Annotated in this window: 28 protein-coding genes and 1 tRNA gene; 14 read left to right on the top strand and 15 right to left on the bottom strand. The window is 62.4% G+C overall.

All coding sequences use genetic code 11. From position 1 onward, the window contains the following. The first annotated feature begins 125 nt into the window (after nt 1-125). From IVA96_RS32105 to IVA96_RS32090, 4 genes are all read left to right on the top strand, one after another. Complete coding sequence (locus IVA96_RS32105) at nt 126-1,103, top strand: AraC family transcriptional regulator (RefSeq protein ID WP_247421489.1); 978 nt, start codon at nt 126-128, stop codon at nt 1,101-1,103. A gap of 95 nt (nt 1,104-1,198) precedes the next feature. Further along, nucleotides 1,199-1,885 carry a nitroreductase family protein gene (locus tag IVA96_RS32100; protein ID WP_247421486.1) on the top strand — a complete coding sequence of 229 codons (687 nt, stop codon included), beginning with the start codon at nt 1,199-1,201 and terminating at the stop codon, nt 1,883-1,885. 31 nt (nt 1,886-1,916) lie between these two features. Beyond that, nucleotides 1,917-2,462 carry a carboxymuconolactone decarboxylase family protein gene (locus tag IVA96_RS32095; RefSeq protein WP_247421483.1) on the top strand — a complete coding sequence of 182 codons (546 nt, stop codon included), beginning with the start codon at nt 1,917-1,919 and terminating at the stop codon, nt 2,460-2,462. A gap of 70 nt (nt 2,463-2,532) precedes the next feature. Beyond that, entirely contained in the window at nt 2,533-3,450 is a 918-nt protein-coding gene (locus tag IVA96_RS32090) for an NADP-dependent oxidoreductase (protein ID WP_247421481.1), read from the top strand. Nucleotides 3,451-3,778: 328 nt separating this feature from the next. On the opposite strand, the gene IVA96_RS32085 is transcribed toward IVA96_RS32090, so the two are convergent. The 4 genes from IVA96_RS32085 to IVA96_RS32070 all read right to left on the bottom strand — a co-directional run bounded on the left by IVA96_RS32085 (nt 3,779) and on the right by IVA96_RS32070 (nt 5,800). Then, entirely contained in the window at nt 3,779-4,048 is a 270-nt protein-coding gene (locus IVA96_RS32085) for a hypothetical protein (RefSeq protein WP_247421479.1), read from the bottom strand. 173 nt (nt 4,049-4,221) lie between these two features. Then, the gene (locus IVA96_RS32080) at nt 4,222-4,950 is read right to left on the bottom strand and encodes an SOS response-associated peptidase family protein (RefSeq protein ID WP_247421477.1); all 729 of its coding nucleotides are present in this window, start codon (nt 4,948-4,950) and stop codon (nt 4,222-4,224) included. Between the two features lies 1 nt (nt 4,951). After that, nucleotides 4,952-5,401 carry a hypothetical protein gene (locus IVA96_RS32075; RefSeq protein ID WP_247421475.1) on the bottom strand — a complete coding sequence of 150 codons (450 nt, stop codon included), beginning with the start codon at nt 5,399-5,401 and terminating at the stop codon, nt 4,952-4,954. A 27-nt stretch (nt 5,402-5,428) separates the two neighbouring features. After that, the gene (locus IVA96_RS32070; RefSeq protein WP_247421472.1) at nt 5,429-5,800 is read right to left on the bottom strand and encodes a hypothetical protein; all 372 of its coding nucleotides are present in this window, start codon (nt 5,798-5,800) and stop codon (nt 5,429-5,431) included. Nucleotides 5,801-5,968: 168 nt separating this feature from the next. On the opposite strand from IVA96_RS32070, the gene IVA96_RS32065 reads away from it, so the two are divergent. The 3 genes from IVA96_RS32065 (at nt 5,969) to IVA96_RS32055 (ending at nt 7,745) form a co-directional block, all read left to right on the top strand. Continuing rightward, on the top strand, nt 5,969-6,892 hold the full coding sequence (locus IVA96_RS32065; protein WP_247421469.1) for a Ku protein: 924 nt from the start codon (nt 5,969-5,971) through the stop codon (nt 6,890-6,892). A gap of 20 nt (nt 6,893-6,912) precedes the next feature. Beyond that, nucleotides 6,913-7,092, top strand: a complete 180-nt coding sequence (locus IVA96_RS32060) for a hypothetical protein (RefSeq protein ID WP_247421466.1) — start codon at nt 6,913-6,915, stop codon at nt 7,090-7,092. A 98-nt stretch (nt 7,093-7,190) separates the two neighbouring features. Then, a complete protein-coding gene (locus tag IVA96_RS32055; RefSeq protein WP_346347921.1) occupies nt 7,191-7,745 on the top strand; it encodes a cell envelope biogenesis protein TolA in 555 nt (184 codons plus the stop codon). A 521-nt stretch (nt 7,746-8,266) separates the two neighbouring features. Here the strand turns inward: IVA96_RS32055 and IVA96_RS32050 are convergent. The 5 genes from IVA96_RS32050 to IVA96_RS32030 all read right to left on the bottom strand — a co-directional run bounded on the left by IVA96_RS32050 (nt 8,267) and on the right by IVA96_RS32030 (nt 12,144). After that, on the bottom strand, nt 8,267-8,560 hold the full coding sequence (locus tag IVA96_RS32050) for a replication initiator protein A (RefSeq protein ID WP_247421608.1): 294 nt from the start codon (nt 8,558-8,560) through the stop codon (nt 8,267-8,269). Next, nucleotides 8,473-9,543, bottom strand: a complete 1,071-nt coding sequence (locus IVA96_RS32045) for an ATP-dependent RecD-like DNA helicase (RefSeq protein ID WP_247421462.1) — start codon at nt 9,541-9,543, stop codon at nt 8,473-8,475. The genes IVA96_RS32050 and IVA96_RS32045 overlap by 88 nt, the downstream gene beginning before the upstream one ends. A 5-nt stretch (nt 9,544-9,548) precedes the next feature. Continuing rightward, on the bottom strand, nt 9,549-10,094 hold the full coding sequence (locus IVA96_RS32040; RefSeq protein ID WP_247421459.1) for a hypothetical protein: 546 nt from the start codon (nt 10,092-10,094) through the stop codon (nt 9,549-9,551). Between the two features lie 276 nt (nt 10,095-10,370). Continuing rightward, entirely contained in the window at nt 10,371-11,972 is a 1,602-nt protein-coding gene (locus IVA96_RS32035; protein ID WP_247421456.1) for a DUF6538 domain-containing protein, read from the bottom strand. An 85-nt stretch (nt 11,973-12,057) separates the two neighbouring features. Further along, nucleotides 12,058-12,144 (bottom strand) — tRNA-Leu (locus IVA96_RS32030). 150 nt (nt 12,145-12,294) lie between these two features. Between IVA96_RS32030 and IVA96_RS32025 the strand changes: the two genes are divergently transcribed. After that, nucleotides 12,295-13,260 carry a complex I NDUFA9 subunit family protein gene (locus IVA96_RS32025; RefSeq protein WP_247276541.1) on the top strand — a complete coding sequence of 322 codons (966 nt, stop codon included), beginning with the start codon at nt 12,295-12,297 and terminating at the stop codon, nt 13,258-13,260. Nucleotides 13,261-13,442: 182 nt separating this feature from the next. Here IVA96_RS32025 and IVA96_RS32020 read toward each other — a convergent pair whose 3' ends face one another. The 3 genes from IVA96_RS32020 to IVA96_RS32010 form a co-directional block, all read right to left on the bottom strand. Then, the gene (locus IVA96_RS32020) at nt 13,443-14,183 is read right to left on the bottom strand and encodes an SDR family oxidoreductase (protein ID WP_247421452.1); all 741 of its coding nucleotides are present in this window, start codon (nt 14,181-14,183) and stop codon (nt 13,443-13,445) included. Nucleotides 14,184-14,186: 3 nt separating this feature from the next. Continuing rightward, entirely contained in the window at nt 14,187-15,512 is a 1,326-nt protein-coding gene (locus IVA96_RS32015) for an FAD-binding oxidoreductase (RefSeq protein ID WP_247276543.1), read from the bottom strand. 176 nt (nt 15,513-15,688) lie between these two features. Beyond that, nucleotides 15,689-16,495: an undecaprenyl-diphosphate phosphatase gene (locus tag IVA96_RS32010; RefSeq protein WP_247276544.1), complete on the bottom strand. Its 807-nt coding sequence runs from the start codon at nt 16,493-16,495 to the stop codon at nt 15,689-15,691. A 168-nt stretch (nt 16,496-16,663) separates the two neighbouring features. Here IVA96_RS32010 and IVA96_RS32005 point away from each other — a divergent pair, with 168 nt between their 5' ends. The 3 genes from IVA96_RS32005 to IVA96_RS31995 all read left to right on the top strand — a co-directional run bounded on the left by IVA96_RS32005 (nt 16,664) and on the right by IVA96_RS31995 (nt 19,438). Further along, nucleotides 16,664-17,356, top strand: a complete 693-nt coding sequence (locus IVA96_RS32005; protein ID WP_247276545.1) for a glutathione S-transferase family protein — start codon at nt 16,664-16,666, stop codon at nt 17,354-17,356. After that, the gene (queG, locus tag IVA96_RS32000; RefSeq protein ID WP_247276546.1) at nt 17,305-18,498 is read left to right on the top strand and encodes a tRNA epoxyqueuosine(34) reductase QueG; all 1,194 of its coding nucleotides are present in this window, start codon (nt 17,305-17,307) and stop codon (nt 18,496-18,498) included. Before IVA96_RS32005 ends, queG begins: the two co-directional genes overlap by 52 nt. A gap of 142 nt (nt 18,499-18,640) precedes the next feature. After that, the gene (locus tag IVA96_RS31995) at nt 18,641-19,438 is read left to right on the top strand and encodes an acyl-CoA thioesterase domain-containing protein (RefSeq protein ID WP_247276547.1); all 798 of its coding nucleotides are present in this window, start codon (nt 18,641-18,643) and stop codon (nt 19,436-19,438) included. Nucleotides 19,439-19,505: 67 nt separating this feature from the next. Here IVA96_RS31995 and IVA96_RS31990 read toward each other — a convergent pair whose 3' ends face one another. Together IVA96_RS31990 and IVA96_RS31985 are read right to left on the bottom strand one after the other, a co-directional pair. Beyond that, on the bottom strand, nt 19,506-19,973 hold the full coding sequence (locus IVA96_RS31990; RefSeq protein ID WP_247421607.1) for a nuclear transport factor 2 family protein: 468 nt from the start codon (nt 19,971-19,973) through the stop codon (nt 19,506-19,508). A 148-nt stretch (nt 19,974-20,121) separates the two neighbouring features. Further along, on the bottom strand, nt 20,122-20,922 hold the full coding sequence (locus tag IVA96_RS31985; protein ID WP_247276548.1) for an alpha/beta hydrolase: 801 nt from the start codon (nt 20,920-20,922) through the stop codon (nt 20,122-20,124). Between the two features lie 250 nt (nt 20,923-21,172). On the opposite strand from IVA96_RS31985, the gene infC reads away from it, so the two are divergent. Continuing rightward, a complete protein-coding gene (infC, locus tag IVA96_RS31980; protein ID WP_247276617.1) occupies nt 21,173-21,712 on the top strand; it encodes a translation initiation factor IF-3 in 540 nt (179 codons plus the stop codon). Between the two features lie 64 nt (nt 21,713-21,776). Here infC and IVA96_RS31975 read toward each other — a convergent pair whose 3' ends face one another. Continuing rightward, entirely contained in the window at nt 21,777-22,181 is a 405-nt protein-coding gene (locus IVA96_RS31975) for a hypothetical protein (protein WP_247276549.1), read from the bottom strand. Between the two features lie 273 nt (nt 22,182-22,454). Between IVA96_RS31975 and rpmI the strand changes: the two genes are divergently transcribed. Together rpmI and rplT are read left to right on the top strand one after the other, a co-directional pair. Beyond that, the gene (rpmI, locus tag IVA96_RS31970) at nt 22,455-22,655 is read left to right on the top strand and encodes a 50S ribosomal protein L35 (RefSeq protein WP_008539890.1); all 201 of its coding nucleotides are present in this window, start codon (nt 22,455-22,457) and stop codon (nt 22,653-22,655) included. 80 nt (nt 22,656-22,735) lie between these two features. Beyond that, a complete protein-coding gene (rplT, locus tag IVA96_RS31965) occupies nt 22,736-23,095 on the top strand; it encodes a 50S ribosomal protein L20 (protein WP_247276550.1) in 360 nt (119 codons plus the stop codon). The last annotated feature ends 170 nt before the right edge of the window (nt 23,096-23,265 follow it).

Below are 23,265 nucleotides of genomic sequence, written 5' to 3'. Positions count from 1 at the left end.
AGGCAATCAACAGGTGAGAGTGCTGGCCTTGGTCGCCGCGATCAATGAGGACGGAACTCCAAGCCTTTCGCCGAAGGCATTGCTAAATTGATATGCTGCGTCGGCGATTCACGTCTCGAGGTCTTATGTCTCAAGTCGACTGGTTGAGTCATCTCCTGCAAATCATAACCGTTACCGGCCAACTCGAGGTCCGCTGCGCCTACGGCGCACCATGGCGGATTATCTGGCCCAGGGCGGCGGCGAACGAGATCCCCTACCATGTCATAGTCAAGGGCCGCGCCATTTTCGAAGACCCGGATTCGAGAACGGTACAGGAGCTTGGAAGCGGGGACATCGTGCTGCTCCCTCACGGCTCGGGGCATGTGCTGCACGACGGTAGCGGCGAAACGCCAATCAGCACGCACGAAAGCACGGGCTCAGCAGGATGGATGTTGAGCGAGAACGATGCACGGGGTGAGCAACTCGATCTCCTCTGCGGACGGTTTTTCGTCGTGCCGCCCCATGATCGACTAATCCGCAACTACCTGCCGGCAAATCTGGTGGTGCGCGCCAGGGAAAACCATAGAGAAGAGGACATCGCGGCGGCATCGAGTCAACTTTCCGGACTGGTTGGCCTGATGCGAATGGAGTCCGCAGGTGACAGAGCGGGAGGGCGCGCCATTCTCAACGCGCTCTCCGCGGTCTTATTCACTCTGGTTCTGCGCGCCGCCAGCGAAGCCGGAAAATCCAGCGAAGGCTTGTTGGCCCTTGCTGGCCATCCGAGGTTGGCAGCGGCCATTGCAGCGATGTTCGCTGATCCGGCGCGAGCTTGGAAGCTTCCCGATCTGGCCGATCTATGCGGCATGTCACGCGCGACATTCATGCGCCATTTTCAGGACAAGTTGGGTCGCTCCGCCCTCGACCTGTTGACCGATCTTCGCATCAGCATGGCCGCCAACGAACTCAAGAACCCAAGGATCAGCACGGAAGCCGTGGCTGAGACGGTCGGGTATCAATCCGTTTCGGCCTTCCGGCGTGTATTTGCGGAGAGGATGGGGATGACACCGGGGGACTGGCGCCGACTGGCGCACAACGGCGATGAGTCTGGGCGTTCGTCAGAATGATCCTTTTGAGCATCAATTTGAGCAAATAGAGGCTCGAAACGATCATTCCCAAGGGTAAATTGGGCTCCGTCATCACTTGATAAAGGAGCAACCCAATGAACAACACTGCTACAACTGCTGCCGCTGCCGATAGGGAAACCTCCCGTTGGCCAGCGCGGCCGCTGCCGACAAACGCGGTGATCGAAACCATTCTGAGCCGCAGTGCTGCCAAGTATTACGACTCGGCGGCCGTCCTCAGCGACGATCAGATCCGTGAGCTCGTGCGGATCGGCACATCGGCGCCGACATCCTTCCATCTGCAGAACTGGCGCTTCATCGCCGTGCGCTCAACCGAAGCAAAGGCGCGCCTGCGACCGATCGCCTGGAATCAGCCCGCAATTACGGAAGGAGCCGTTACCTTCATCATCGTCGGCAAGTTGGCCGATGCCAGCACCGTCCCTGAGCGCCTGGCACCGGTCGTGGAAGCTGGCATCATGCCGGCACATCTGGTGCCGGAATGGGAGGGGCCTGCTCGCGGCCTGTACGACAATCATCCGCAGCGCCAGCGCGACGAGGCCGTACGCTCCGCTACCTTCGGCGCCGCAGCTATCGTCTATGCGGCCCGCTCGCTAGGCCTGGGGTCGACACCGATGATCGGTTTCGATGCAGAGGCGGTGCACAGAGAATTTGGCCTGGCCGAAGACGAAATCCCGGTCATGCTGCTGACCGTCGGGCCGGAGCGGTCTGGCAACTGGCCGCAGAAGCCGCGCCTGCCCGTGGCCGACGTGCTGCACCTCGCATAACCCCGAAGCCAATCATTCAAGGAGAAACGTCATGGCCAGAGCTGCCGCTCTGAAGCCGGAACACGTGCCGGCTGATTCGAAACCGACCCTCGATAGGTTCACCAAGAGCATCGGATTCACGCCAAACATGATGGCGACCTTCGCGCAAAGCCCGATCGCGTTCAATGCATGGGCCGCTCTGCTCGGCTCCTTGAGCAAGGCGCTCGACGTCAAGACGCGCGACAGCATCGGCCTTGCGGTCTCCGAAGTGAACGGCTGCGAGTACTGCCTGACGGTGCACAGCTTCACGGCGGAGCATATGGCCAAGCTACCGGCCGAGGACATCGTTCTCGCCCGAAAGGGTCATGCCAGGGACCCGAAGCGGGATGCCGCCGTCCAGTTTGCACGCAAGATCATCGAGAGCCGTGGCCATGTCACAGACGCCGATCTGCAATCCGTCCGCGATGCGGGCTACACGGATGCGAACATCATGGAGATCGTCGCGCTTGTGGCCATGTACTCGCTGACGAACTTCTTCAACAACGTGTTCCATCCCGACCAGGACTTCCCCGAGGTGGCACCGGCCGGCTCGATCTGAGCATGGTCCTCTCGGTTCAAAGACCGGGAAGTTCGAAATCTGAAAAACACCACACATACAGGAGTCGAAGATGAAAGCGATTATTGTGACGGACCAGGCTGCCGGATTTGGCGGGATGAAGCTTGTGGAACGGCCCCAACCTCAACCGGCGATCAACGACGTTATCGTAGAGGTTCATGCATCGGGATTCGTTCCGACGGAATTGGAGTGGCCCTCGACGTGGACCGATCGTGGCGAGCAGAACAGAACTCCGTCCATCCCTGGACACGAATTCGCCGGTATAGTTACGGCGCTTGGCTATGGCACGACGGGACTGTCGGTAGGGCAGCGCGTATTCGGCCTTGCCGATTGGTACCGCGACGGCTCGCTCGCTGAATATATTGCCATCGAGGCGCGCAATCTCGCGCCATTGCCGGGGAGCGTCGATTTCAAGGTGGGGGCGAGCCTGCCGATCTCCGGCTTGACCGCATGGCAGGGGCTATTCCAGCATGGCCGTCTTCAGGCAGGCCAGAGCGTGCTTGCGCATGGCGCGGCCGGTGCGGTCGGTTCCATCGTGGTTCAACTCTCACGAGAGGCCGGCGCCTATGTCATCGGAACAGGACGCGCGGCCGACCGGCAGAAAGCGCTCGACTTCGGCGCCAATGAATTCGTCGATCTCGAGAACGATGCCCTCAAAGATGTCGGCCGTGTCGATCTTGCATTCGACGTCATTGGTGGCGACATCCAGAAGCAGTCTGCAGCCCTTATCAGAGCCGGAGGGACGCTGGTGACTGTCGTCGGCCCGGCGGAGGCTCGGCCGCTCGACGGTTTGGCCATCGACTTCGTCGTGGAGGCCGATCGCGGTCAATTGGGTGAGATCGTCCAAAGGGTGCGGGACGGAAGACTGCGAACAAACATCGGAAAGGTCTCCTCCCTCGACGATGCTGTCGCCACCTTCAACTCGACCCAGCGACGCCAGGGCAAGATCATCATTCAGGTCCGCTCGTAAGAGATTGGGCGGGACGAGACTCTCCCCAGCGAGTTATGGTCCCGCCTGTGGATCCTGCCGAGTGTCTTGGAAGTATCCAGGCGAAGGACGCGATCGTCGGTCTGCTTTGGTCAAACTCGACAAAACTCCACTCTCTTCGGTGAACAGTGCCTTGCGCGCGGAAAGCCATTCCTCACGCGAGACGATTTTCGTTGGCGAGAGGGCGCCTGCAGCCATCGTTAAGACTCCTTTGATTGTGGGTCTAAACGTAGGTCCTTGCCGGCCGGTTCCCGGCTCTGCTGCAAGCACACGTGATGTCGTCGCCTGGCTAAGCCGCGCACCGTTGGAGCTAATCGACCTGTTGCGAACACTCCGGGCAGGTGTCGCTGATGCCGTCCAGCACTTCCGCGACCGCGGCAACCGCATCCTGCGCAGACATGCCCTGAGGCGGGTCCCGCCGCGCGGTGTCGAAGGCGCGCTCGCGGGCGTGCGGGTCGGCGCGATCCTGCATCCAGCCGTGCTCCTCACATTCGTGGATAGCGCCGGCTTCCTGCAGCACGGAGATCGCCCAGCCGCGCAGCGTCCGGATCGCCGGTCTTCTCTGTTTCGTCATCAGCATCGAGATGGCTCCAGCCGGGACGAATCCTTGTGCCGCCCGCGTCGTTCCCGGCGGTTAGCACAGGGCAGGGATTCGAAATCGCTGGAGCCGCCGCTTGTCCCCGTGTTCCGCCGCCCTGTGCACAGCCGCGAACTCCAATTTGGCAGCAGCTTGCCGCCAAGTTGCTGCCTCGCTCAGGCGGCTAGCGCCGGGTCTTCCTTCTCGCCGGTGGCGACAATCTGCAGCGAACCGTTCGGTAGCGGCCGCTGCAGCGACTTCGCCTCGTCCCAGGGGGCGCGGAGCCAGACTTCGTACTCCTCCGCCGTCGCCAGGATCACCGGCATCGCCTTGGGGTGGACGCGTTTGACCTCAGCGTTCGGCTCGCAGGTGAGGAAGGCGAAGACGTCGGTGGTGATCTCGCCTTCCTTCGCTTTCCGCACACTGGTCCAATTGGTCCACAGGCCGGCAAAGGCGATGAGAGGCCGGCTCTCGTCGAGAGCGAACCAGACCGGCACTTTCTTGCCGTCGATGGTGTCGTACTCGGAAAACGACGTGAACGGCACCAGGCAGCGATGCTCTGGTCCGAGCCATCGCTTCCAGTGAGCGCTGCTGACATTCCTGATGTTCGTTGTGCCGCCGTCCGGCTCCATCCGGAGCAATTCCTTGAAGTCGACGGCCTTGCCCTTGGCCTGCAATTTCTCCGCGCGCTTCTTCGTCGCGTCCATCAGAGCCCGCTGCGAGCTCGGCATACCCCAGCGCGCCATGACGATCTCGCGTCCACCGGCTGCGTCTCGCACGATCGGCGCGGGGTAATCCGGAAAGATGCCGGGCATGGAAGGCAGGTTGCCGACGTGGCTGTTCAGCGCGGTGAACAGCCGCCGGATCGCCTCGACGTTCTTCGTCATCGAATACAGGTTGCACATTTCAGGTCTCCGGAGCGGCCTGACGGGCGCGCGCCGTCAGTTGCAGCAGCGTGGCGGCCGGACGGCTCCCGGCCCTAGCACACTTGCTGCAGCGAAGGCGGCTCGCCAGATCGTGCACGGCCGTGCTCGCCGGGTGGCGCAGAACAGCTAGGTCGACGTCCCGTTTCGTCTTGCAGCGCGAACATTCGATCTCGAGCCACGAGTAGCCGCCGTTCACCGCCTGGTCGACCGTCGGCGATGGGTCGATCGGCCCGCCGTCAGCCCACATCTTCTCGTTCCATGATTCGCAAAGCAGCTTGTCCGCCTGTCGGATCAAGGCCTCGCCCTTGGCGCGGGCGTCGTCCGACTGCGAGGCCAGGATCTTCGTCATCGCGCGGGCCCTTCCCAACTCCTTGGCGAGAGCCTTGCGGTCTCCTCCGGAGAGGGGTGTCGGATGATGCTTCGGTGCCATGTCATCCAGTCCCGGCCTCGCCAGCGACTACTCGAACGCAGGCCAGCAGCCGTCTTCCTCGTGGCGCCCGGTCCGCTGGGTGCAGGTATTGTTCAATAGCCGCTGGCCGACATCCTTCCAAAGCGCCTCCGGACCATAGAGGCGAGCAGCATCGGTCTTCTGGATCTCGACCACCCTAGCGCAGCGGCGGCATCCCACCCTCAGAACGTGTTGAGGAATTTGGCTGAGGCTCAGCGTCCCTCCGGAGGGGCTTTCCGGCTTGGCATCGGCACGGGGGTCATCCAGAAGTGCCTGCCAGTATTCCTGCGGCAAATCATCGTCGGGAGCCAATCCTAGCTCCCGAGGCACGTTTTTGCGGACGAGAGCCGCCATCTTTTCGATTTGCTTAGGGGTCGGCATGCGCCAGCTCGCGGGTCGATTAGTCATGTCCAATTAGAACATACCAAGAACAAAAGAGTCGAGTCTCGGACCGAAAAATCGGGCGTTAATGGCGAGACAGCCGTTGTCGGAACCATGGTCTGCCGTTCGTCTTGAATCCAGGCCGTCTCGAACCGGAGTTCTGCGTACATGGCCCCCCGTGCCAACTGGAAAGGCTTCCTGCGTTTGTCGCTCGTGACGTGCCCTGTGGCGCTCTATCCGGCCACCTCCGAGTCAGAGAAGATCAGCTTCAACCAGCTCAACCGGCAGACGGGCCATCGCATCAAGTACCTGAAGGTCGACGCCGACACCGGCGACGAAGTGCCGAACGAGGACATCGTCAAGGGATACGAGTTGGACAAGGGGCAGTACATCGAGGTCACGAAGGAAGAACTCGAGGAGATAGCGCTGGAGTCCACGCGCACCATCGAGATCGACGAGTTCGTCGACAAGGCCGACATCGACCCGCGCTACCTGATCCGGCCCTACTACATCAGGCCGGACGGCAAGGTCGGGCACGATGCCTTCGCGGTGATCCGCGAGACCATCCGCGAGATGAACAAGGTCGCGATCGGGCGGGTGGTGCTGACCAACCGCGAACACATCATCGGATTAGAGCCATTGGACAAAGGGCTGGTCGGGACGCTGCTGCGCTATCCTTACGAGGTGCGGAGCGAGCAGGAGTATTTCGACGAGATCCAGGACGTCAAAGTCACCAAGGACATGCTCGACCTCGCCAAGCACATCGTGAATCAGAGGGCGGGACGCTTCGAGCCCGAGAAGTTCGAGGACCACTACGAGACAGCGCTCGTCGACCTGATTAATCAGAAGCGCGCTGGCAAGCCGATCACGCCGAAGGAGCGGCCCGCCGCGACGAACGTGGTCGACCTGATGGAGGCGCTGCGGCGGAGCGTCGGCCGGGAGGCCGCGCCGGCGAAGGCCGCGAAGCCAGCTAAGAAATCGCGCAAGGCATCGAGCGGTCAGAAGGAGATGCTGATGCCGATCGAGGGCAAGAAGCCCAAGGAGACGGCGGCGAAGAAGCCGGCGGCCAAGCCGCAGCGGAAGTCAGCCTGAGGTCGGAATAGGAGGACCGCATGGATATGAAAGAAGCTTCCGCGATGACCGAAGCCTCTGGCCTGGTCGACGATCAGGACGCTGTCGGCGCACCGCGGCCGAGCGGCCAGACGGAATCGGCCGGGATCCGAAGGCCGCTGCGCCAGCCTCCGGACGAGGCGGCGCTGCGCTGCGCTGGGCCGAGCGGCTACGCAAGGTGACGGTACAAGCCCCATTGTCCTCGCTCTTCGTCGCGTTCCTACTCGGTGCCTGGGTCGCGCGCCGACGCTAGGACGAAGCAGCGGGGCTGCCGACAACCATGGCAAGGAAGCTCAAGACATTTCAGACGTCGCTGGGCTTCTACGATCTCGCGATCGCGGCTCCGTCGATGAAGGCGGCGCTTGAGGCCTGGGGCGCGGGCAGCAATCTGTTTCATCAGGGCGTCGCCAAGGAGACGGATGACCCCGCCGTGGTCGCCGCAACGATGTCCAAGCCTGGCGCGGTGCTCAAGCGACCCGCGGGATCGAACGTGCGCTTCGCCGAGCATTCCGATCTCCCGTCCGACCTGGGATCCGGCGAGAACCGGGCTCGGCACGAAAAACGTCGGGCGAAGCCGGCGAAGCGAACTGCACTCAAGGTCGGCGAACGAGAATCCCGAGAAGCCGCGGCCGACTTCGAGAAGGAGCGCAAACGCCGCGACGCCGAGCGCCAACGGGAAGAGGCTGCCCGGGAAAGGGATCGCGAACGGCGCGAGAAGGCGACGGTCAAAGCGCAAGCGGCCTTGGACCAGGCTGAGCGCGAACACAACAGGAAAGCCGCGGCCATGCAAGCCGAGGTGGGGGCCTCGAGAAACGGTCACGCGCGCCGAAGATGACCGATGGCAAAAGGAAAGAGCTCGGCTGCAAGCCGCGCTGCGGCGTGCGCGCGAGTAGGCCACTGTTGACAACGCAATGAAAAACAATATCTGACGCTAGGTCAGGTCGTGACAGGTTCATCGTGGTCGGCGAGATACGGCAGCGCGATGAACGTCTCGGGTACTGTGGGGATGTGGTCTTACACCCGAAGGGCACCGCGAAAGCTCGAAGCCCAGGGACCACCGGTGCGCCGCATTCAGCATCGTTAAGTGGCGAGCAATCTCTCCTGCGCATGCGGCGCGTCAGGGAGCCAAGCGATGGTACGCGCGAGCGGAACAGATCGTTGGTGCGGCAACCCGTGCTTTTGCAGGGGATTGTCCCGCTATGCCTTCACGATGGGTAGGGGAAAGGATAAGAGAGGAAGAGAGAAGAAGAAAGATAGATTGGGTTAGAGAATTTAACGACAGCCACTTGAAAAATTCCCAAAACGACGAATCCAATTCCCGAAACGACGATTTGCCTTCCGGACGGACGCGACAGCTCACTTGCGTCGCATCAGCAACAAGCCATCGCCCGAAGCATCTTCCCAGTCGAGCCTGTATTCGGGCAGTTCATTCTTGGCCGCGATCGTTCTCAATTCATGCCGGAACCTGGCCAGCTTACCGCCGCTCCCTGACTTCGCCCACATGGTTGAGACTCTGATACGGAACACCTTGCTCCGATCCCGGCCAACATGCTTGCGCGCCGTCAAGTACAGACATCGATCAAAACCGCCGAGGGCAAAGTACTCCGGGCAAATGTCGAGGACGAACTTCGAGCGCGCTCCTTCCGCAATCCAGCTTGGCAGAGTGATATGCCAATCGTTGCCTTGACGAACGGCGCTCTCAATCCAAGCGAATGTGCGGATCGGCCCGGGCTTCCCGTCGAACTGTGCATCCTCACGAAAGCGTCGCCGATATCAAGAACGTCGGAAACGAAACAAATGTCTCCGTTGAATAGTCCCTTGGTCGGATTGTTTTTGAGGCAGACGAGCTTGTCGCCTTGCGTGGGTACTCCGGCGGGACGGCCAACTAGCTCGCGAATTCGAGCATTGAAACGATGGCGGGTCTCGTTCAGGCCTACCAGAACCTGATCGGCTCGGAGGACGGTCTCAGGGTTTATGTCTACGCCTCTGATCACCGCGCTTGTACCTTCGGTTCGAAAGTCAAGCGTCTGTTTACCCGAGCGAACCTCGTTTGCGAGCTTGACGATGGGATTGTTTTCGCGCTGCCGAAGTACCGTTGTCAGCTCCACGTCTGCGGCGGCGCGAATGAAGTAGCCTTTTCCCTTGACCGGTGGCAGTTGGTGTCGGTCTCCAAGAACCAGGATAGGTCTGTCGAATCTTTCGAGGTCCTTGCCGAGTTTCGCATCGACCATGGACACTTCGTCGATGATCACCAGATCCGCGGTGCGCACGGGGCTGGCCTCATTGAGCACGAAGGTGAGCTGGTCTTTGCTGTCCTTGTGAGGCGACTGGTAAATTAGGCGATGGATCGTGTCGGCCCCATCGCACCCCTTGGCCCGCAATACACTGGCTGCTTTGCCGGAGAACGCACCGAACAGAATCTTGCCGCCAATTTGCGATGCGATCGCTTTGGCTAACGTGGACTTTCCGGTCCCGGCAGGACCGAACAGCCGAAAAATCTGCTTGCGGTTCTTGCTCCGGTGCCAATTTAACACGGCTGACAACGCAGCAGCGTGTTCCGCCGTGGTCTGAGCTGTGCCTGTGGTGACGGGCTGTCCGGCCGTCGCTGGCGCGAACGGGTTGGGCGACAACATGTTACCTAGCTCGCTGGGCTGAGGCTCACGAGGTCGAGGTATTGATTCATCACGTGGCTGGGCGTTTCGCTCCCCTCTGGATCACCTCGATAGCCGGTGAAGGTCTTTGTGAGTCGGCGCAAAACAGCCAGGACCAAAGGTTGCCGGTCCGTGTCCTTGATCTCTAATCGCCCACAGCCTGGAGACCAGACCGCGTCGAATTGTTCATCGAGCTCCGGCGCGGCAAGTGACAGCAGTACCCTGTGAAAATGTGGAAGGCCGACGTTGCCGATCGTGCCGTTGGCTGCGCTCTCCTCGAGCATCGTCAATGCAGCGGAAATCCTCTGAGCCTCGGCTTCACCGGCAAGATTCGCGCCCACATCTGCAACGTCGTCCCAAAAAGACTTCCACCGGACTTGGGCGAACGGGTGGGAAGTTGGTCGCTGATTCGCTTTCGCGAACGCGATCAGGCCAGCTCGCTTACTACGAACGATCTCGTCCGTGCTGGCTTGGGCCTGGACTGCGCCAACTAGTGCCGTCCCGGCACTGTGGTCAGCGGCCGGAAGCACCATTCGCGCAATGGCCTCGTTGTCCAGCTCCGTCAGCGAATAAGGCTCACCTTCGAGAAGTGCGCCGGGGCCTGCATCGCCAGGGGGAGCGCTGCAAGAACAGCAAGCACGCCGGTGATTGACGTCGCTTCAGTTTCGCCTAGGCTTACTTCAAGGATTGTTACGCTCGGGAGACATCAAGGAGATGGATGGGATCTGATGCATCGGCTCAACAGCGGATGCAGTTTCGCGGAAGAACGTGAATTCGGAACGCGTTGTGAAGGTTCGTCTGGTGTCGTGCTAATTGAGATCGATGTTCGGGAATCGTCCGACGGCCTTTGCCTTCGCAGTGATAGTTACATCTCCGTAGTCTTCCGAAGCGTTGCGCGGCGCATGTCCCTGCATGGCATCAAGCACGCGCATGGCCACCTCCTGTTCAATGCCGACTGTCTTGAATCGATGACGCCAGCCGTGGCTCGGGTCTACGTTTGGGTCCTTCACAACCTCACGCACGAAAGCATTGACTTTATTTCGCGCCGTCTTCACCGCCTTGCGGACGCCAAGCTCGCCGGCTTTGGGGTCTATGAAGAGATAGCCGCTCTTTGAATTCTCGTAGAATTCCAAGAAGCCCTCCTCAATGATTTGCCGGTGCAGTACGACGTCTCTGGCTTCGTCCGTCTTCACGGGGCCAGCTTCGGGCGTCACGTGCACGACCCAATGCTTTCCCTCGCGCCGAACATCCTCCTTGCGAAGCTGAAGCATCTCACCAACCCGCGCCCCGGTGAAGGCGCACAACCATGGTACCCACCGTTTGGCTGCTGCCAGCTTCGGCGCCTCCCTGCCCGCTGCAAAACTCCGGGCGTGTTTGAGAATGGCGGATGCCTCCTGGTCGTAGAAGCCCTTCGACCTAAGCTTGCGTGATTTGCCGACCTTGATGGTGAGTCCTTCGGCAGGATTGCTGGCCATCCGTCGATTCATGACTGCCCAGCCGAAAACCGTCTTTAGTCCCGCGAGGTCACTATCCTTGACCGTTTTCGCGCTGGCGCCGCCTTGAAGCCTGTGATCCTTGTACCGAACAATGTCCTGCGGCGTCACGCGACCCGCTTGGTCATGCTTCAGGAACCCCACGAGCTTTGCCACAGTGTTGCGATAACTCTCGTAAGTGCTCTGCTTGCGACCAGCGGCCTTCGCCTCCTTCCACCAATGCTCGACCAGTGCCGATAGTGAATCGTCGGAGGCGACGCTCTTGGCATCATTCTTCGCTAGCTCTGCACGAGCCGGCCATTCCGGAAACCGGAACGCCCGAGGTTCGGACGAGTCTTCGCCTTCCCCTCTTGCGAGTTTCGCCAAAGTCAAACTTGCACGTTGTATGGCCGCGCCCAGGGCACGGGCCATAGTTCGGCGGTTTTGATCGTCGATGATAATCCCATTGGTCGTCAGATAGCTGTTTGCAGCGTCCAAACACGTTTGCTCCATCCGGAAAATCTTGTCCTCCGGCAGCTCTGGGGCACCATCTAATGCCCGCTGAGAGGCAGCCAGGATCTCTTTCCTGGTCTGCGGGGGACCAAATAGGCGATCGCCAGCCACGGTATCCCAGTTGGTCTGTTGGCTTGGATTGCCCCTGTACTGCTCAAGCCATTGATCGTGGGCGACCATGGCGAAACGGTGCGCTTCTCGTTCGGTCAGGGGTATCGGGCCCGCGCGCAAATTCGCCCAGCGAGCCTCGAGCTCGGCGAGCGCGTTCGCATGCCGCACCTTTGCCTCCGCTGGATCGCGAGTCTGGAGGCTTACCTTTTCCTCGCGCTTGCCAACAAGCTTACGCAGATCCTCCGGAACGGCTTTCCGAAGCTGATAGATTCCAGTTTTGGGGTGCTTCCACGGTCGCGACATAGCCAACGGCATTGTACCACTCTTCTGTACCACTGAGGAGCGGGTAAGCCGTTGAATTTGCTAATTTGCTTTGGATTTCACGCTCTTAGAAGAGCGATGGTGCCCAGGAAAGGACTCGAACCTTCACGGCCGTTAAGCCACTGGCACCTGAAGCCAGCGCGTCTACCAATTCCACCACCTGGGCATGCCGTTTGGGGCACGGAGGCGGTTACTACGGTTCGGTGACGCCGTTGTCAATTCATGCGTGAAGCCTGTTGCGGGATGCCGATTGCGCATCGCAAACCGGCCCGATACAAGCCTGACAACCCCTTACCCACCTGCAGGAACCGACCCCATGGCATCGAATCTGGACACGCTCGTCACGGTTTTCGGCGGATCTGGGTTTTTGGGCCGGAACGTCGTCCGCGCCCTGTGCAAGCGCGATTACCGCATCCGGGTCGCGGTGCGGCGGCCGGAACTCGCCGGATATCTCCAGCCCTCCGGCAAGGTCGGGCAGGTCCACACCGTGCAGGCCAATTTGCGCTATCCGGCCTCGGTCGAGGCGGCGCTGCGCGATTCGCATGTCGTGATCAACCTCGTGGGCGTCCTCACCGAGAGCGGCGAGCAGACCTTTGACGCCGTCCAGGCCAAGGGCGCCGAGACCGTCGCCAAGGCGGCGGCCGCCGCCGGCGCCAGCCTGGTGCATGTCTCCGCGATCGGCGCCGACGCGGAATCGCCCTCGCGCTATGCCAAGGCCAAGGCGGCCGGCGAAGCCGCGGTCTTGGCCGCCGTACCGTCGGCGACGATCTTCCGCCCTTCCGTGATGTTCGGGCCCGAGGACCAGTTCACCAACCGCTTTGCCGCGCTGGGGCGAATGTTGCCGGTGCTGCCGCTGATCGGCGGCGAGACCAGGATGCAGCCGGTCTATGTCGGCGACGTCGCCACCGCGATCGCTGATGCCGTCGACGGCAAGGCCAAGGCCGGCGCGACCTATGAGCTCGGCGGGCCGGAGGTGCTGACCATGCGCGAGATCATCGAGACCATCCTCGAGATCACGGACCGCGAGCGAATGCTGATCCCGCTGCCGTTTGGGCTCGCCCGCTTCAAGGCCGCCTTCCTGCAATTCGCGCCGGGTGCACTGAAGCTGACGCCGGACCAGGTCACGATGCTCGAACGCGACAATGTCGTGTCGGATGCGGCGAAGGCCGCTGGCCTGACGCTGGAAGGGCTCGGCATCACGCCGGATTCGCTGGAGGCGATCGCCCCGCAATATCTCTGGCGTTTCCGCGCGGCCGGCCAGTTCCAGCGCAAGAGCGCCTAAAGACTCTCTCTCCGTCGTCATGGCCGGGCCGTTCGGAGAACGGCGTCGCTCTGCTCGACTATGCGAGGCCATCCACTCAGATCAGCGGTCGCAGCAAGACGTGGATGCCCGGGTCAAGCCCGGGCATGACGAGTTTGGAGGACGAGCAGGGCCAGAGGACGCACCGTCAGCGCGGCGAGACGTCAAAACTTCAGCTTCTTGAACACCGCTTCCGGCAGCGTCTTGATGATCAGCATCACGAGGCGCCATTTGCCGCTGACATAGACGACGTCGATTTTCCTCTCGACCGCCTGAAGGATCGCATCGCCGACCACCGGCGCCTCCACCGTGAGCGGGCCGATCAGCTTCATGCCTTCCGTCATCTTGGTGCGGACGAAGCCGGGCTTGACGGTGACGACATGCACGCCGCCGCGGCTGGCGCGGGCACGCAGGCCGGACAGGAAGGCGGAGAAGCCCGCTTTGGCCGAGCCGTAGACATAGTTCGAGGCGCGGCCGCGATCGCCGGCAACGGAGGACACGCCGACGATCGTGCCAGTGCCGCGGCCCAAGAATTTTTCGGCGAACAGGCCGAGGATCAGCGACGGGCCTTCGTAGTTGGAGCGCATGATCGTGGTGGCGTGGGCGAGATCGGATTGCGCGTTCTCCTGCACGCCCAAAAGGCCGACGATCGAGACCACGACATCAGGCAACGCCGGCAGGCCGCCGACAAAGCTCTCGAATGACGCGGTGTCGAGCACATCGAATTTGTGAAGACCGACCTCGATATTGTAACGCGCGCGCAGATCGGCGGCATCCCGCTCCAGCGTGGCGACGTCGCGGCCGGCGAGGGCGACGTCGTATCCCGCCTTGGCGAAGGCGCGCGCGGCGGCGCGGCCGATATCGGAGGAGCCACCCAGCACAATTGCGGACTTGCGTGACGTCACGGGCTAGACCTCATCAAACAGGCGTTGTGAAAGCTTCGAGCGGATGTTGCCTGTGGGATCAAGCGATCTGCGGATCGCGTTGAACCGCTGCAAGGCGGGATAGCCGGCCGCGAACGTCGCGCGCGACTGGCGCGCATCCTTGGCGAGGTACAGCCGCCCGCCGGCAGCGACGACCAGGCGATCGATCTCGTCGAGGAAATTCAGGATGTCGCCCTTCAGCGGGAAATCCAGCGCCAGCGTGTAGCCGGGCAGCGGAAACGACAGGATGCCGTCGCCCTGGCCGAGCTTCTTGAGCACGGCGAGGAAGGAGGCATCGCCGCGATGCGCGACGCGCTGGAGGATATCGCCGAGCACCTCGCGCGCGCCCTGCTCCGGAATCACGCATTGATGCTGAAGGAAGCCGCGCTTGCCATAGATGCGATTCCAGTCTTTGAGGCCGTCGAGCGGAAAGAAATACGGATAGAGCGAGACCACTTGGCTGCCGCCGGCGCGCCGCGCGCCCACGCGGTAGTACAGCTCGTTGAAGGCGCGAATGCTGAGGCGGTTCAGCGTGATCGAGGGCAGATCGACGGGGACGCCGAGGCCGGGATCTTTGCCGACGGGAAACGCAGCGGCGCCAGCGGCGAGTTCGTCTCTGCCGGCGTGTTCGCCGAGATAGATCAGCGCGCGGCCGAGATCGCGTCCTCGCGCCGCGCAATCGAGCCAGGCCACCGAATAGGTCGCAGCATCGCCCGCGTCGAGCGCTCGCATCGCGGCATCGAGATCGGACGCAGAGATCACCCGCTCGCGGATCCATCCGGTTTCGACCGGCCGCAACCGCATCGTCGCCTCGAGGATGATTCCGGTCAGGCCCATGCCGCCGACGGTCGCGAAAAAGGCATCGGAATTCTGCTCGCGCGAGGTTTCGATCACCTCGCCCTGCCCGGTGCGCAGCAAAATGCTGTCGAGGTAGCGACCGAAGCCGCCCTCGCCATGATGGTTCTTGCCGTGCACGTCGGCAGCGATTGCACCGCCGATCGACACGAAGCGCGTGCCGGGCACGACGAAGGGCAGGAAGCCGCGTGGGCCGAATGTCTCGATCAGGTCCGACAGCAGCATGCCGGCCTCGAGGCGGATGCGCCCGCTCGCCGGATCGAACCACCTGACCCGGTCGAACCCCGTCATCGCGACGGTCCTGGCGGCGCCGATCGCGGCATCGCCATAGGCGCGGCCATTGCCGCGCGCGACGGTGCCGGCCGAGACAGCCTCGCCGACGGCCGCGAACGAGCGCGGCCGCAGCACGTTGCTATCGACGACCGGAAAACGCCCCCAGCCGCTGACGAGGGTCATGGTTCAGCTCCTGTGCCGGGCACGCCGCCCTGGGCTGGAGACTGATTAGCGATCAAAAGCTTATTTTGCGTTGAAAACACCAGCAACCGGGTGTCTCGATGCCCACCTCTCCCCAGCGGGGAGAGGTGCGTCGGAGCACTTCAGCGCGAGCTGATTTGGATCGAGGGTTTCTGGCTTTACCGCCCCAGCGCCAGCGCGATCAGGCCGAGCGTGCCGACGATGACGCGCCACCAGGCGAACACCACGAAACCGTGTCGGGTGACGTAGGTCAAGAACGTCTTGACCACGATGATCGCGGTGATGAACGACACCACGAAGCCGATCGCGACGATGTTCATATGGTCCATCGTCATCTCGGCGCGGTTCTTGTAGAAGTCGTAGGCGAACGCGCCGATCATGGTGGGGATGGCGAGGAAGAACGAGAACTCCGCCGCCGCTCGCTTGTCCGCACCGAGCAGCATGGCGGCCACGATGCTGGCGCCGGAGCGCGACACGCCCGGGATCATCGCCACGCACTGCGCGATGCCGATATAGAGATACATCAAGAGTGGAAACTTGGTGGCTTCATGCTCGCGCGGCTTGAGCTCGAGCTTGTCGACCCAGAGCAGGATGGCGCCGCCGACGATCAGCGTGAAGCAGACGACCCACGGATTGAACAGCATGCTCTTGATGTACTTGCCGGCGAGGAGGCCGACGATCACGGCCGGCAGGAAGGCGACCAGCACGCCGATCACGAAGCGGCGCGCATAGGCATCGCCCGTGAACAGGCCAATCGCGACGTCCCACAGCTTCCTGAAATAGAGCCCGACGATCGCGAGGATCGCACCCAGCTGGATCAGAACCGTAAACGAATCCCAGAAGGCACCTTCACCAAGCTGGAAGAAGCGCTCCGCGAGCAAGAGGTGGCCGGTCGAGGACACGGGAAGGAACTCGGTCACCCCCTCGATGATGCCGAGGATCACTGCCCGTATTGCGTCTGACATATTACGGTCCATTTCGGCTGGAAAAGCGGGGCTCTTCTCGCCTATTCGCCCCCATGCCGCAATCGCAAAATGCGACGTCACGCCCTTGCTTCGCGGTTTTGAAGGACTAGTGTGGCGCCGCACAAATATTGATGGATTCTTAAGCACCATCAAATAGTCAAAGGCTTCATGTTTACGCTGTTTCATCATCCGTTCTGTCCGCACTCGCGCTTCATTCGCTTGATCGTGGGCGAATACGGGCTCGACCTGAAGCTGGTCGAAGAGCGCAGCTGGGAGCGGCGCGAGGCGTTTCTGCTGCTCAATGCGGCCGGCACGACACCAGTTCTGGTGGACGACGAGCAGCCGCCCATACCGGGCGCGGCGATCATTGCCGAATATGTCGACGAGGCCTATGGCGCCGCGATGGGCCCCAAGCGCCTGATGCCGGAAACCATCACCGAGCGCGTCGAGGTGCGCCGGCTGATGGCCTGGTTCAACGAAAAATTCTTCGAGGAGGTCTCGCACCCTCTCGTCACCGAGCGCATCTACAAGCGGTTCATGAGCGAGGAGGACGGTGGCGGCCCGCCTTCGGCCGACGTGATGCGCGCGGCCAAGGCAAACGTGCGCTATCATCTGGCCTATATCGGCTGGCTGGCGCAGACGCGTAACTTCCTCGCGGGCGACCGACTCACCTACGCGGATCTCGCCGCCGCGGCGCATCTCTCGGCGATCGACTATCTGGGCGACGTGCCATGGAGCGAGGACGATGCAGCAAAGGCGTGGTACGCGCGGGTGAAATCCCGCCCGTCGTTCCGTCCGCTCCTCAGCGAATGGCTGGCCGGGGTGCCGGCGTCGCGGACTTACGTGGACCTGGATTTCTGAATTGCGATCCGACTGAACTGAAGACACAGCTGGCGCACGAAGCACGCGCGCTCGGCTTCGACTGCATCGGCATCACTGCACCCGGCACGATCGAGAGCGCCGGAAAATACTTCCTTGAATTCATCGCCTCCGGCGGCCATGGCGACATGGATTGGCTGGCCGCGAGCCCTGAGCGCCGCGTCGATCCGCGCGGACTGTGGCAGGATGTGCGCTCGGTGATCATGCTCGGCGTCAATTACGGCCCCGACCAGGATCCGCTCGCGATCCTCAAGCAGCGCACGCATGCGGCGATCTCGGTCTATGCGCAAGGCGACGATTATCACGATCTGATCAAGAAGCGGCTGAAGGCGCTGGCGCGCTGGCTAATTGCGACCGCGCCGTCGGACGTAAAGGTGTTCGTCGACACCGCGGCCGTGATGGAGAAGCCCTTGGCGCAAGCCGCGCATCTGGGCTGGCAAGGCAAGCACACCAATCTCGTCTCGCGCGAGTTCGGCTCCTGGCTGTTCCTCGGCGCGATCTACACCACGCTCGAGCTGCCGCGTGACGACGCAGAGATCGACCATTGCGGCTCGTGCCGGGCCTGTCTCGACATCTGCCCGACCGCGGCGTTCCCTGCGCCCTACAAGCTCGATGCGCGGCGCTGCATCTCGTACCTCACCATCGAGAACAAGGGTCCGATCCCGCGCGAATTTCGCAAGGCCATGGGCAATCGGATCTATGGCTGCGATGATTGTCTTGCCGCCTGCCCCTGGAACAAGTTCGCGCAGGAGGGTCGCGAGGCCAAGCTCGCGGCGCGTGACGAGCTGCGCGCGCCTGCGCTCGCGGCGCTGGCCCGGCTCGACGATGCTTCATTCCGCACGCTGTTCACGAAGTCGCCGCTGAAGCGCATCGGCCGCAATCGCTTCGTACGGAACGTGCTGATCGCGATTGGCAACTCCGGGGAGCTAGCGCTGGCTGCGGAGGCGCGGCGATTGCTCGACGATGCAAGCCCACTGGTGCGTGGGGCGGCGGTGTGGGCGCTGGGGCAATTGGTGGAGCGCGAGGCGTTTGCCGAGGTGAGGCTGCAGGTTCTCGATCGCGAGCCCGACGAGAGTGTTCGTGAGGAGTGGCGCGCAGAATTCACGGTTAGCTCCTCATCCTGAGGAGCCGCGCAGCGGCATCTCGAAGGATCGAGGCCGAGCTGCCGCAGCGGAGCCTGCATGGTTCGAGACGGCGCTTCGCGCCTCCTCACCATGAGGGTTGAGGGCCTTGATTTCCCCGCGCCTTTCTTCAATCTCGCGCCTCATGACAAACATGCCTTTCTTTACCCGCGACGGCGACACATTCCATCCGACGGAAGTCGCCAACGGTCCCTGGGATCCGAAATCGCTGCACGGACGCGTCATCATCGGCCTGCTCGGCTTCGTCATCGAGGAGCGTCATTCCGGCCCCGAATTGGTGCCGGCGCGGCTCACCGTCGATATGTTTCGGCTACCGACCATCGACAAGCCGATTGAAGTGACGACGCGCCTGGTGCGCGACGGCCTGCGCATCCGCGTGGTCGAGGCGGAGTTTGTCTCCGGTGGCGTCAGCATGGCGCGGGCGTCTTGCCAGCTGCTGCGCAAGACGCAAAATCCCGAAGGCAATGTCTGGTCACCGCCGAACTGGGACGTGCCGAAGCCGGCCGACATTCCCAAGCCCACCGATCCCAGGCTCGGCATGAACGGCAAATGGACGACGCGCCCGATCGTCGGCCATATGGGCTCGCTCGGCCCGCGCCGGCTCTGGATGAGCGAGGTGCGCGAGCTCGTCGCGGGCGTGGCGATGACGCCGTTCGTCCGTGTCGCCACCGGCGCCGATTTCGCCAGCCCGTTTGCCAATGCCGGCGACAGGGGGCTCGGCTACATCAACAGCGACGTCACCATCTATCTGCATCGCCTGCCGATCACAAACTGGATCGGATTCGAGGTGGTGAACCATCACGCCACTGATGGCGTCGCGATCGGCGAATGCTGGCTCTATGATGAACAGGGACCGATCGGGACCGCCACGGTCGCCGCACTGGCGCAGCGCAAGCCGATGGCGAATCCGTCGAAGCGGTAGCGCTCTCTCTACTCGTCGTTCCGGGCTCGCGCCAAGGGCCGCGCCCCGGAATGACGAGTGGAGACAGTTACGCCAAATGCCGCTGCATTTCCGGGCGCGCCTTCAGCTCGGCGCCCTGCTTGGCCACGATCTTCGCGATCCGCTCCGGCGCAAACTTCAGGTCGACGAACGCCGGCGCAGTGTTGGCAACTTCGTGATAGCTGGCAATCTTGCCCTCACGCAGCGTCATTATCGCCACGCCCTCGAACATCGCCCGCGCGCCATTCGCGTCCAGCAGGGTCGAACGATAGCTGAAGGTGTAGCGCGCATAGAGCGTGGTGCCGTCGGTGACGGGATCGTGCATGTCCCAGCGGAAATCGGTCGCCGTGCGATAGAACCAGTCGTCGATCAGCTCGGCGATCTTCTCGCGACCGGTGAAGACACCGTAGAAGACGTCGTGGTAGATGCCGTCCTCAGTGAAGAGGGCGGCGAACGCTTTGCCGTTGCGCTGCTCGACCGCGTCGCAGAACGCACGCAGCATGGCGACGGTGGTCATTGGCATTTCTCCCTCCCCGTTCTCTGTCATGCCCCGGCTTGCCGGCGCATCCAGTACGCCGCGGCTTCTCGGCTTAGGTATGACGGCCTCTGGAATACCGGATCGTCCGCTCAAGTCGGACGATGACATCGAGTGCTGAGCGGCAGTTTCACCCGATCTCCGCCACGGCGGCAAGAATGCGCGCGATGTCCTGCGGGCGGGAGAGGCGGTGATCGCCGTCCTGGATCATGGTCAGCACGACGTCGTCAGCCGGCAGGCGATGTGTCAGCGCGAAGGCGTGCTGCCATGGCACGTCGGGATCTTTCGCGCCCTGCAGGATGCGGATGGGGCAGCCGAGATCGATGGCGCTGCCGAGCACCAGGTGATTGCGTCCCTCCTCGATCAGATTTCGCGTAATCGGATAGGGCGAGCCGTCGCCATAGTCCGACGGCCGCAGCCAGAGGCCCTTGGTCTCGATCTCTTTCTTCACCGCCGGCGAAAAGTTCTTCCACATCAGCTCCTCGGTGAAGTCGGGCGCCGGCGCGATCAGGACGAGACCGGACAGCGAGGCCACGGCCTGTTGCGTCTCCTGGCGCTTCTTGATCTCGCGCGCGAGCAGCAGTGCCATCCAGCCGCCCATGGACGAGCCGATCAGGATTTGCGGGCCGGCGCAGAAGCGCTCGAACACTGCTACGCTCTCCTCCAGCCAGCGTCCGATGGTTCCATCGGCGAAATCGCCGCAGGATTCGCCGTGACCGGAATAGTCGAATCGGACCATTGCGCGGCCGTGCTCCCCGGCCCAGGCATCCAGCGCCATGGCCTTGCTGCCCTGCATGTCCGATTTGAATCCGCCGAGCCAGACCAGCCCGGGGCCTTTTCCGGCGCGGCGGCGCACCGCAATTCTGCGCGCCAACGGGCCTTCGCCCACGGTGATGAAGTCGAGCACGGTATCGGAAATTGCATCGGTCATGGAACGTTTACTCTGGCTGTGCTGTTTGAGCTGTTTGGACACGTCCGCCAGCACAATCCGACCTCGGCATTGGCCGTTTGGGACGCTTGCGGAACAGAACCAAGGTGTCTATGTCGTCTGCGTGCCAACGGGCGTGGCCAAAATGCCTCGCATTTGAGGGTTTTTCGCCTCTCGCACGAGCGACTTGCTTGCCGGCAAACGCATCTTCCTTCAAGATAGCCGCTTCCTTCACAACTTTGGAGAACCACCCATTCGCCGTCCTAATAAAGCTCCGCCCGCTGCCAGCAAAGACGGGCCGCGCATCAATGATGATATCCGCAATGCGCAAATCCAGCTGATCGATCAAACCGGTGACAACAAAGGCACGGTCGAGACGGTCCTGGCCATCAAGATGGCTCAGGAAGCCGGCATGGATCTGGTCGAGATTTCGCCGAATACCAGCCCTCCCGTCTGCAAGATCATGGACTACGGGAAGTACAAGTATTCCGCTCAGAAGAAAGCCGCCGAAGCCCGCAAGCGGCAGAAGACCGTCGAGATCAAGGAGATCAAGCTCCGTCCGATGATCGACGATCACGATTACGACGTGAAGATGCGCGCGATGCAGCGGTTCTTCGAAGAGGGCGACAAGGTCAAGATCACGCTGCGCTATCGTGGTCGCGAAATGGCGCACCAGGAGATCGGCACCAAGCTTCTGGACAAGATCAAAACCGACGTCGCCGAGCTCGCCAAGGTCGAGCAGGACGCAAGGTTCGAGGGTCGCCAGGTCGTGATGGTTCTGGCGCCGCGCTGACGCCGGCTCTTTGGGACTGAGAATTCAACGGCCCGTCCGGATCTCCGGCGGGCCGTTTTGTTTGTCAGGTTCTCGTCGCCTGCCAGGTGCCGCTACAGCGGTCGCCGGAAATGATGCCGTTCCACGAGCCGGCGCCGTTCATGCCGGCGAGCCGGCCGCCGCCGCTGGCGTGGGTGGCGCCGACCCAGACCTGGACCGCCACAGCGCCGCCGCGATTGACTTTGCCGGACACCCGGCCGCCGCCGGCGGACGACACCCGGCTGCCGGTGATGGTGAAGGGGACGCTGTAGCCGGAGCTGCAATTGCCCCGTGTGGTGGCGAAGGTGACATTCCAGATGCCGTCATAGCCGCTGACCCGGGCATCGGCAGTTGAAGGCGCCATGGCAGCGGCCAGCACGGCGAGCAGCCCCAGGCGGCGCGGGCGCGCAAAGCTGGAGAAAGAGGAAATCGATCGCGGGAAATGGGCCATTGGGTCCTGCTCCGGACATGAGGCGTGGACATTGGGGGTAGCAACCCCAAATAGTCGGCGGCTAGGTTCCGGCGGTTCATCGTTGCCATTTGGCTCCCGCTCTGTCATAAGCCCAGCCTTCATCGCCCGGCTGATTAAGGGCTGCCGTGGCGGTGTTTCGTGCGGGTTTCGCGCTCGTTCGCAAAACCTGAGCACAATCAACGCTCTAACGAGCATTTTAGACGGCCAGCCGCCTTCACGGGCGGATTTCTGTTGCGGCCATAGGAGAGCCAAATGCCCAAGCTGAAGACCAAATCGGGCGCTAAAAAGCGCTTCAAGGTGACTGCCACCGGCAAAGTGATGCACGCCCAGCGCGGCAAGCGTCACGGCATGATCAAGCGGACGAAGAAGCAGATCCGTCAGCTGCGCGGCACCCGCGTGCTGTTCAAGACCGACGGCGACAACGTCAAGAAGTACTTCTTGCCGAACGCCTGATCGCGTCCACGATCACTGCCACCTCGCGCCGCGTTCGCGCGGCGATCCGAAACCGAAGTCATCTCTGAAGGATTTTTGTCATGTCTCGCGTCAAACGCGGTGTGACCGCCCACGCCAAGCACAAGAAAGTCTACAAGGCCGCCAAGGGCTTCTATGGCCGCCGCAAGAACACCATCCGCGCCGCCAAGCCGGCGGTCGAGAAGGCCATGCAATATGCCTTCCGTGACCGCAAGCGCAAAAAGCGGACATTCCGCGCGCTCTGGATCCAGCGCCTCAACGCCGCAGTCCGTCCGTTCGGCCTGACCTACAGCCGATTTATCGACGGCCTCGCCAAATCTGGCGTCACCGTGGACCGCAAGGTGCTGTCGGATCTCGCGATCAACGAGCCCGCCTCGTTCCAGGCGATCGCCGAGAAGGCCAAGGCCGCGCTTGCGGCGTAACAGGGCCGACGCCGCGCTGGCGGCGTAGCCGTCCTCCACTGTGCTCTGCACAGCGTTCAGCTTGTGATGGCCCGGGCAGAGGCGCGTCTTGCCGCCTTACTGCCCCGGCCGTCATCTCTTGCGCAAGCATACTTCTCAGACGTGGATGCCCGGCAGCGCGCCGGGTGTGA

The organism is Bradyrhizobium sp. 159, assembly GCF_023073795.1.
Taxonomy (GTDB): Bacteria; Pseudomonadota; Alphaproteobacteria; order Rhizobiales; family Xanthobacteraceae; genus Bradyrhizobium.
Note: the sequence above shows the minus strand (reverse complement) of the source record. Positions and strands in the feature narration are given on the sequence as shown.

What these genes read in the sequence shown, in the direction of transcription:
- IVA96_RS32065 (WP_247421469.1), top strand. Translation starts at nt 5,969, where the DNA reads ATGGCCCCCCGTGCCAACTGGAAAGGCTTCCTGCGTTTGTCGCTCGTG.
- IVA96_RS32105 (WP_247421489.1), top strand. Translation starts at nt 126, where the DNA reads ATGTCTCAAGTCGACTGGTTGAGTCATCTCCTGCAAATCATAACCGTT.
- IVA96_RS32090 (WP_247421481.1), top strand. Translation starts at nt 2,533, where the DNA reads ATGAAAGCGATTATTGTGACGGACCAGGCTGCCGGATTTGGCGGGATG.
- IVA96_RS32075 (WP_247421475.1), bottom strand. Translation starts at nt 5,401, where the DNA reads ATGGCACCGAAGCATCATCCGACACCCCTCTCCGGAGGAGACCGCAAG.
- IVA96_RS32025 (WP_247276541.1), top strand. Translation starts at nt 12,295, where the DNA reads ATGGCATCGAATCTGGACACGCTCGTCACGGTTTTCGGCGGATCTGGG.
- IVA96_RS32040 (WP_247421459.1), bottom strand. Translation starts at nt 10,094, where the DNA reads ATGGTGCTTCCGGCCGCTGACCACAGTGCCGGGACGGCACTAGTTGGC.
- IVA96_RS32010 (WP_247276544.1), bottom strand. Translation starts at nt 16,495, where the DNA reads ATGTCAGACGCAATACGGGCAGTGATCCTCGGCATCATCGAGGGGGTG.
- IVA96_RS32080 (WP_247421477.1), bottom strand. Translation starts at nt 4,950, where the DNA reads ATGTGCAACCTGTATTCGATGACGAAGAACGTCGAGGCGATCCGGCGG.
- IVA96_RS32055 (WP_346347921.1), top strand. Translation starts at nt 7,191, where the DNA reads ATGGCAAGGAAGCTCAAGACATTTCAGACGTCGCTGGGCTTCTACGAT.
- IVA96_RS32070 (WP_247421472.1), bottom strand. Translation starts at nt 5,800, where the DNA reads ATGCCGACCCCTAAGCAAATCGAAAAGATGGCGGCTCTCGTCCGCAAA.
- IVA96_RS32015 (WP_247276543.1), bottom strand. Translation starts at nt 15,512, where the DNA reads ATGACCCTCGTCAGCGGCTGGGGGCGTTTTCCGGTCGTCGATAGCAAC.
- IVA96_RS32045 (WP_247421462.1), bottom strand. Translation starts at nt 9,543, where the DNA reads ATGTTGTCGCCCAACCCGTTCGCGCCAGCGACGGCCGGACAGCCCGTC.
- IVA96_RS32060 (WP_247421466.1), top strand. Translation starts at nt 6,913, where the DNA reads ATGGATATGAAAGAAGCTTCCGCGATGACCGAAGCCTCTGGCCTGGTC.
- IVA96_RS31990 (WP_247421607.1), bottom strand. Translation starts at nt 19,973, where the DNA reads ATGACCACCGTCGCCATGCTGCGTGCGTTCTGCGACGCGGTCGAGCAG.
- IVA96_RS32095 (WP_247421483.1), top strand. Translation starts at nt 1,917, where the DNA reads ATGGCCAGAGCTGCCGCTCTGAAGCCGGAACACGTGCCGGCTGATTCG.
- IVA96_RS32035 (WP_247421456.1), bottom strand. Translation starts at nt 11,972, where the DNA reads ATGCCGTTGGCTATGTCGCGACCGTGGAAGCACCCCAAAACTGGAATC.
- IVA96_RS32005 (WP_247276545.1), top strand. Translation starts at nt 16,664, where the DNA reads ATGTTTACGCTGTTTCATCATCCGTTCTGTCCGCACTCGCGCTTCATT.
- rpmI (WP_008539890.1), top strand. Translation starts at nt 22,455, where the DNA reads ATGCCCAAGCTGAAGACCAAATCGGGCGCTAAAAAGCGCTTCAAGGTG.
- IVA96_RS32085 (WP_247421479.1), bottom strand. Translation starts at nt 4,048, where the DNA reads ATGCTGATGACGAAACAGAGAAGACCGGCGATCCGGACGCTGCGCGGC.
- IVA96_RS31975 (WP_247276549.1), bottom strand. Translation starts at nt 22,181, where the DNA reads ATGGCCCATTTCCCGCGATCGATTTCCTCTTTCTCCAGCTTTGCGCGC.
- IVA96_RS31985 (WP_247276548.1), bottom strand. Translation starts at nt 20,922, where the DNA reads ATGACCGATGCAATTTCCGATACCGTGCTCGACTTCATCACCGTGGGC.
- IVA96_RS32100 (WP_247421486.1), top strand. Translation starts at nt 1,199, where the DNA reads ATGAACAACACTGCTACAACTGCTGCCGCTGCCGATAGGGAAACCTCC.
- queG (WP_247276546.1), top strand. Translation starts at nt 17,305, where the DNA reads ATGGCTGGCCGGGGTGCCGGCGTCGCGGACTTACGTGGACCTGGATTT.
- rplT (WP_247276550.1), top strand. Translation starts at nt 22,736, where the DNA reads ATGTCTCGCGTCAAACGCGGTGTGACCGCCCACGCCAAGCACAAGAAA.
- IVA96_RS31995 (WP_247276547.1), top strand. Translation starts at nt 18,641, where the DNA reads ATGACAAACATGCCTTTCTTTACCCGCGACGGCGACACATTCCATCCG.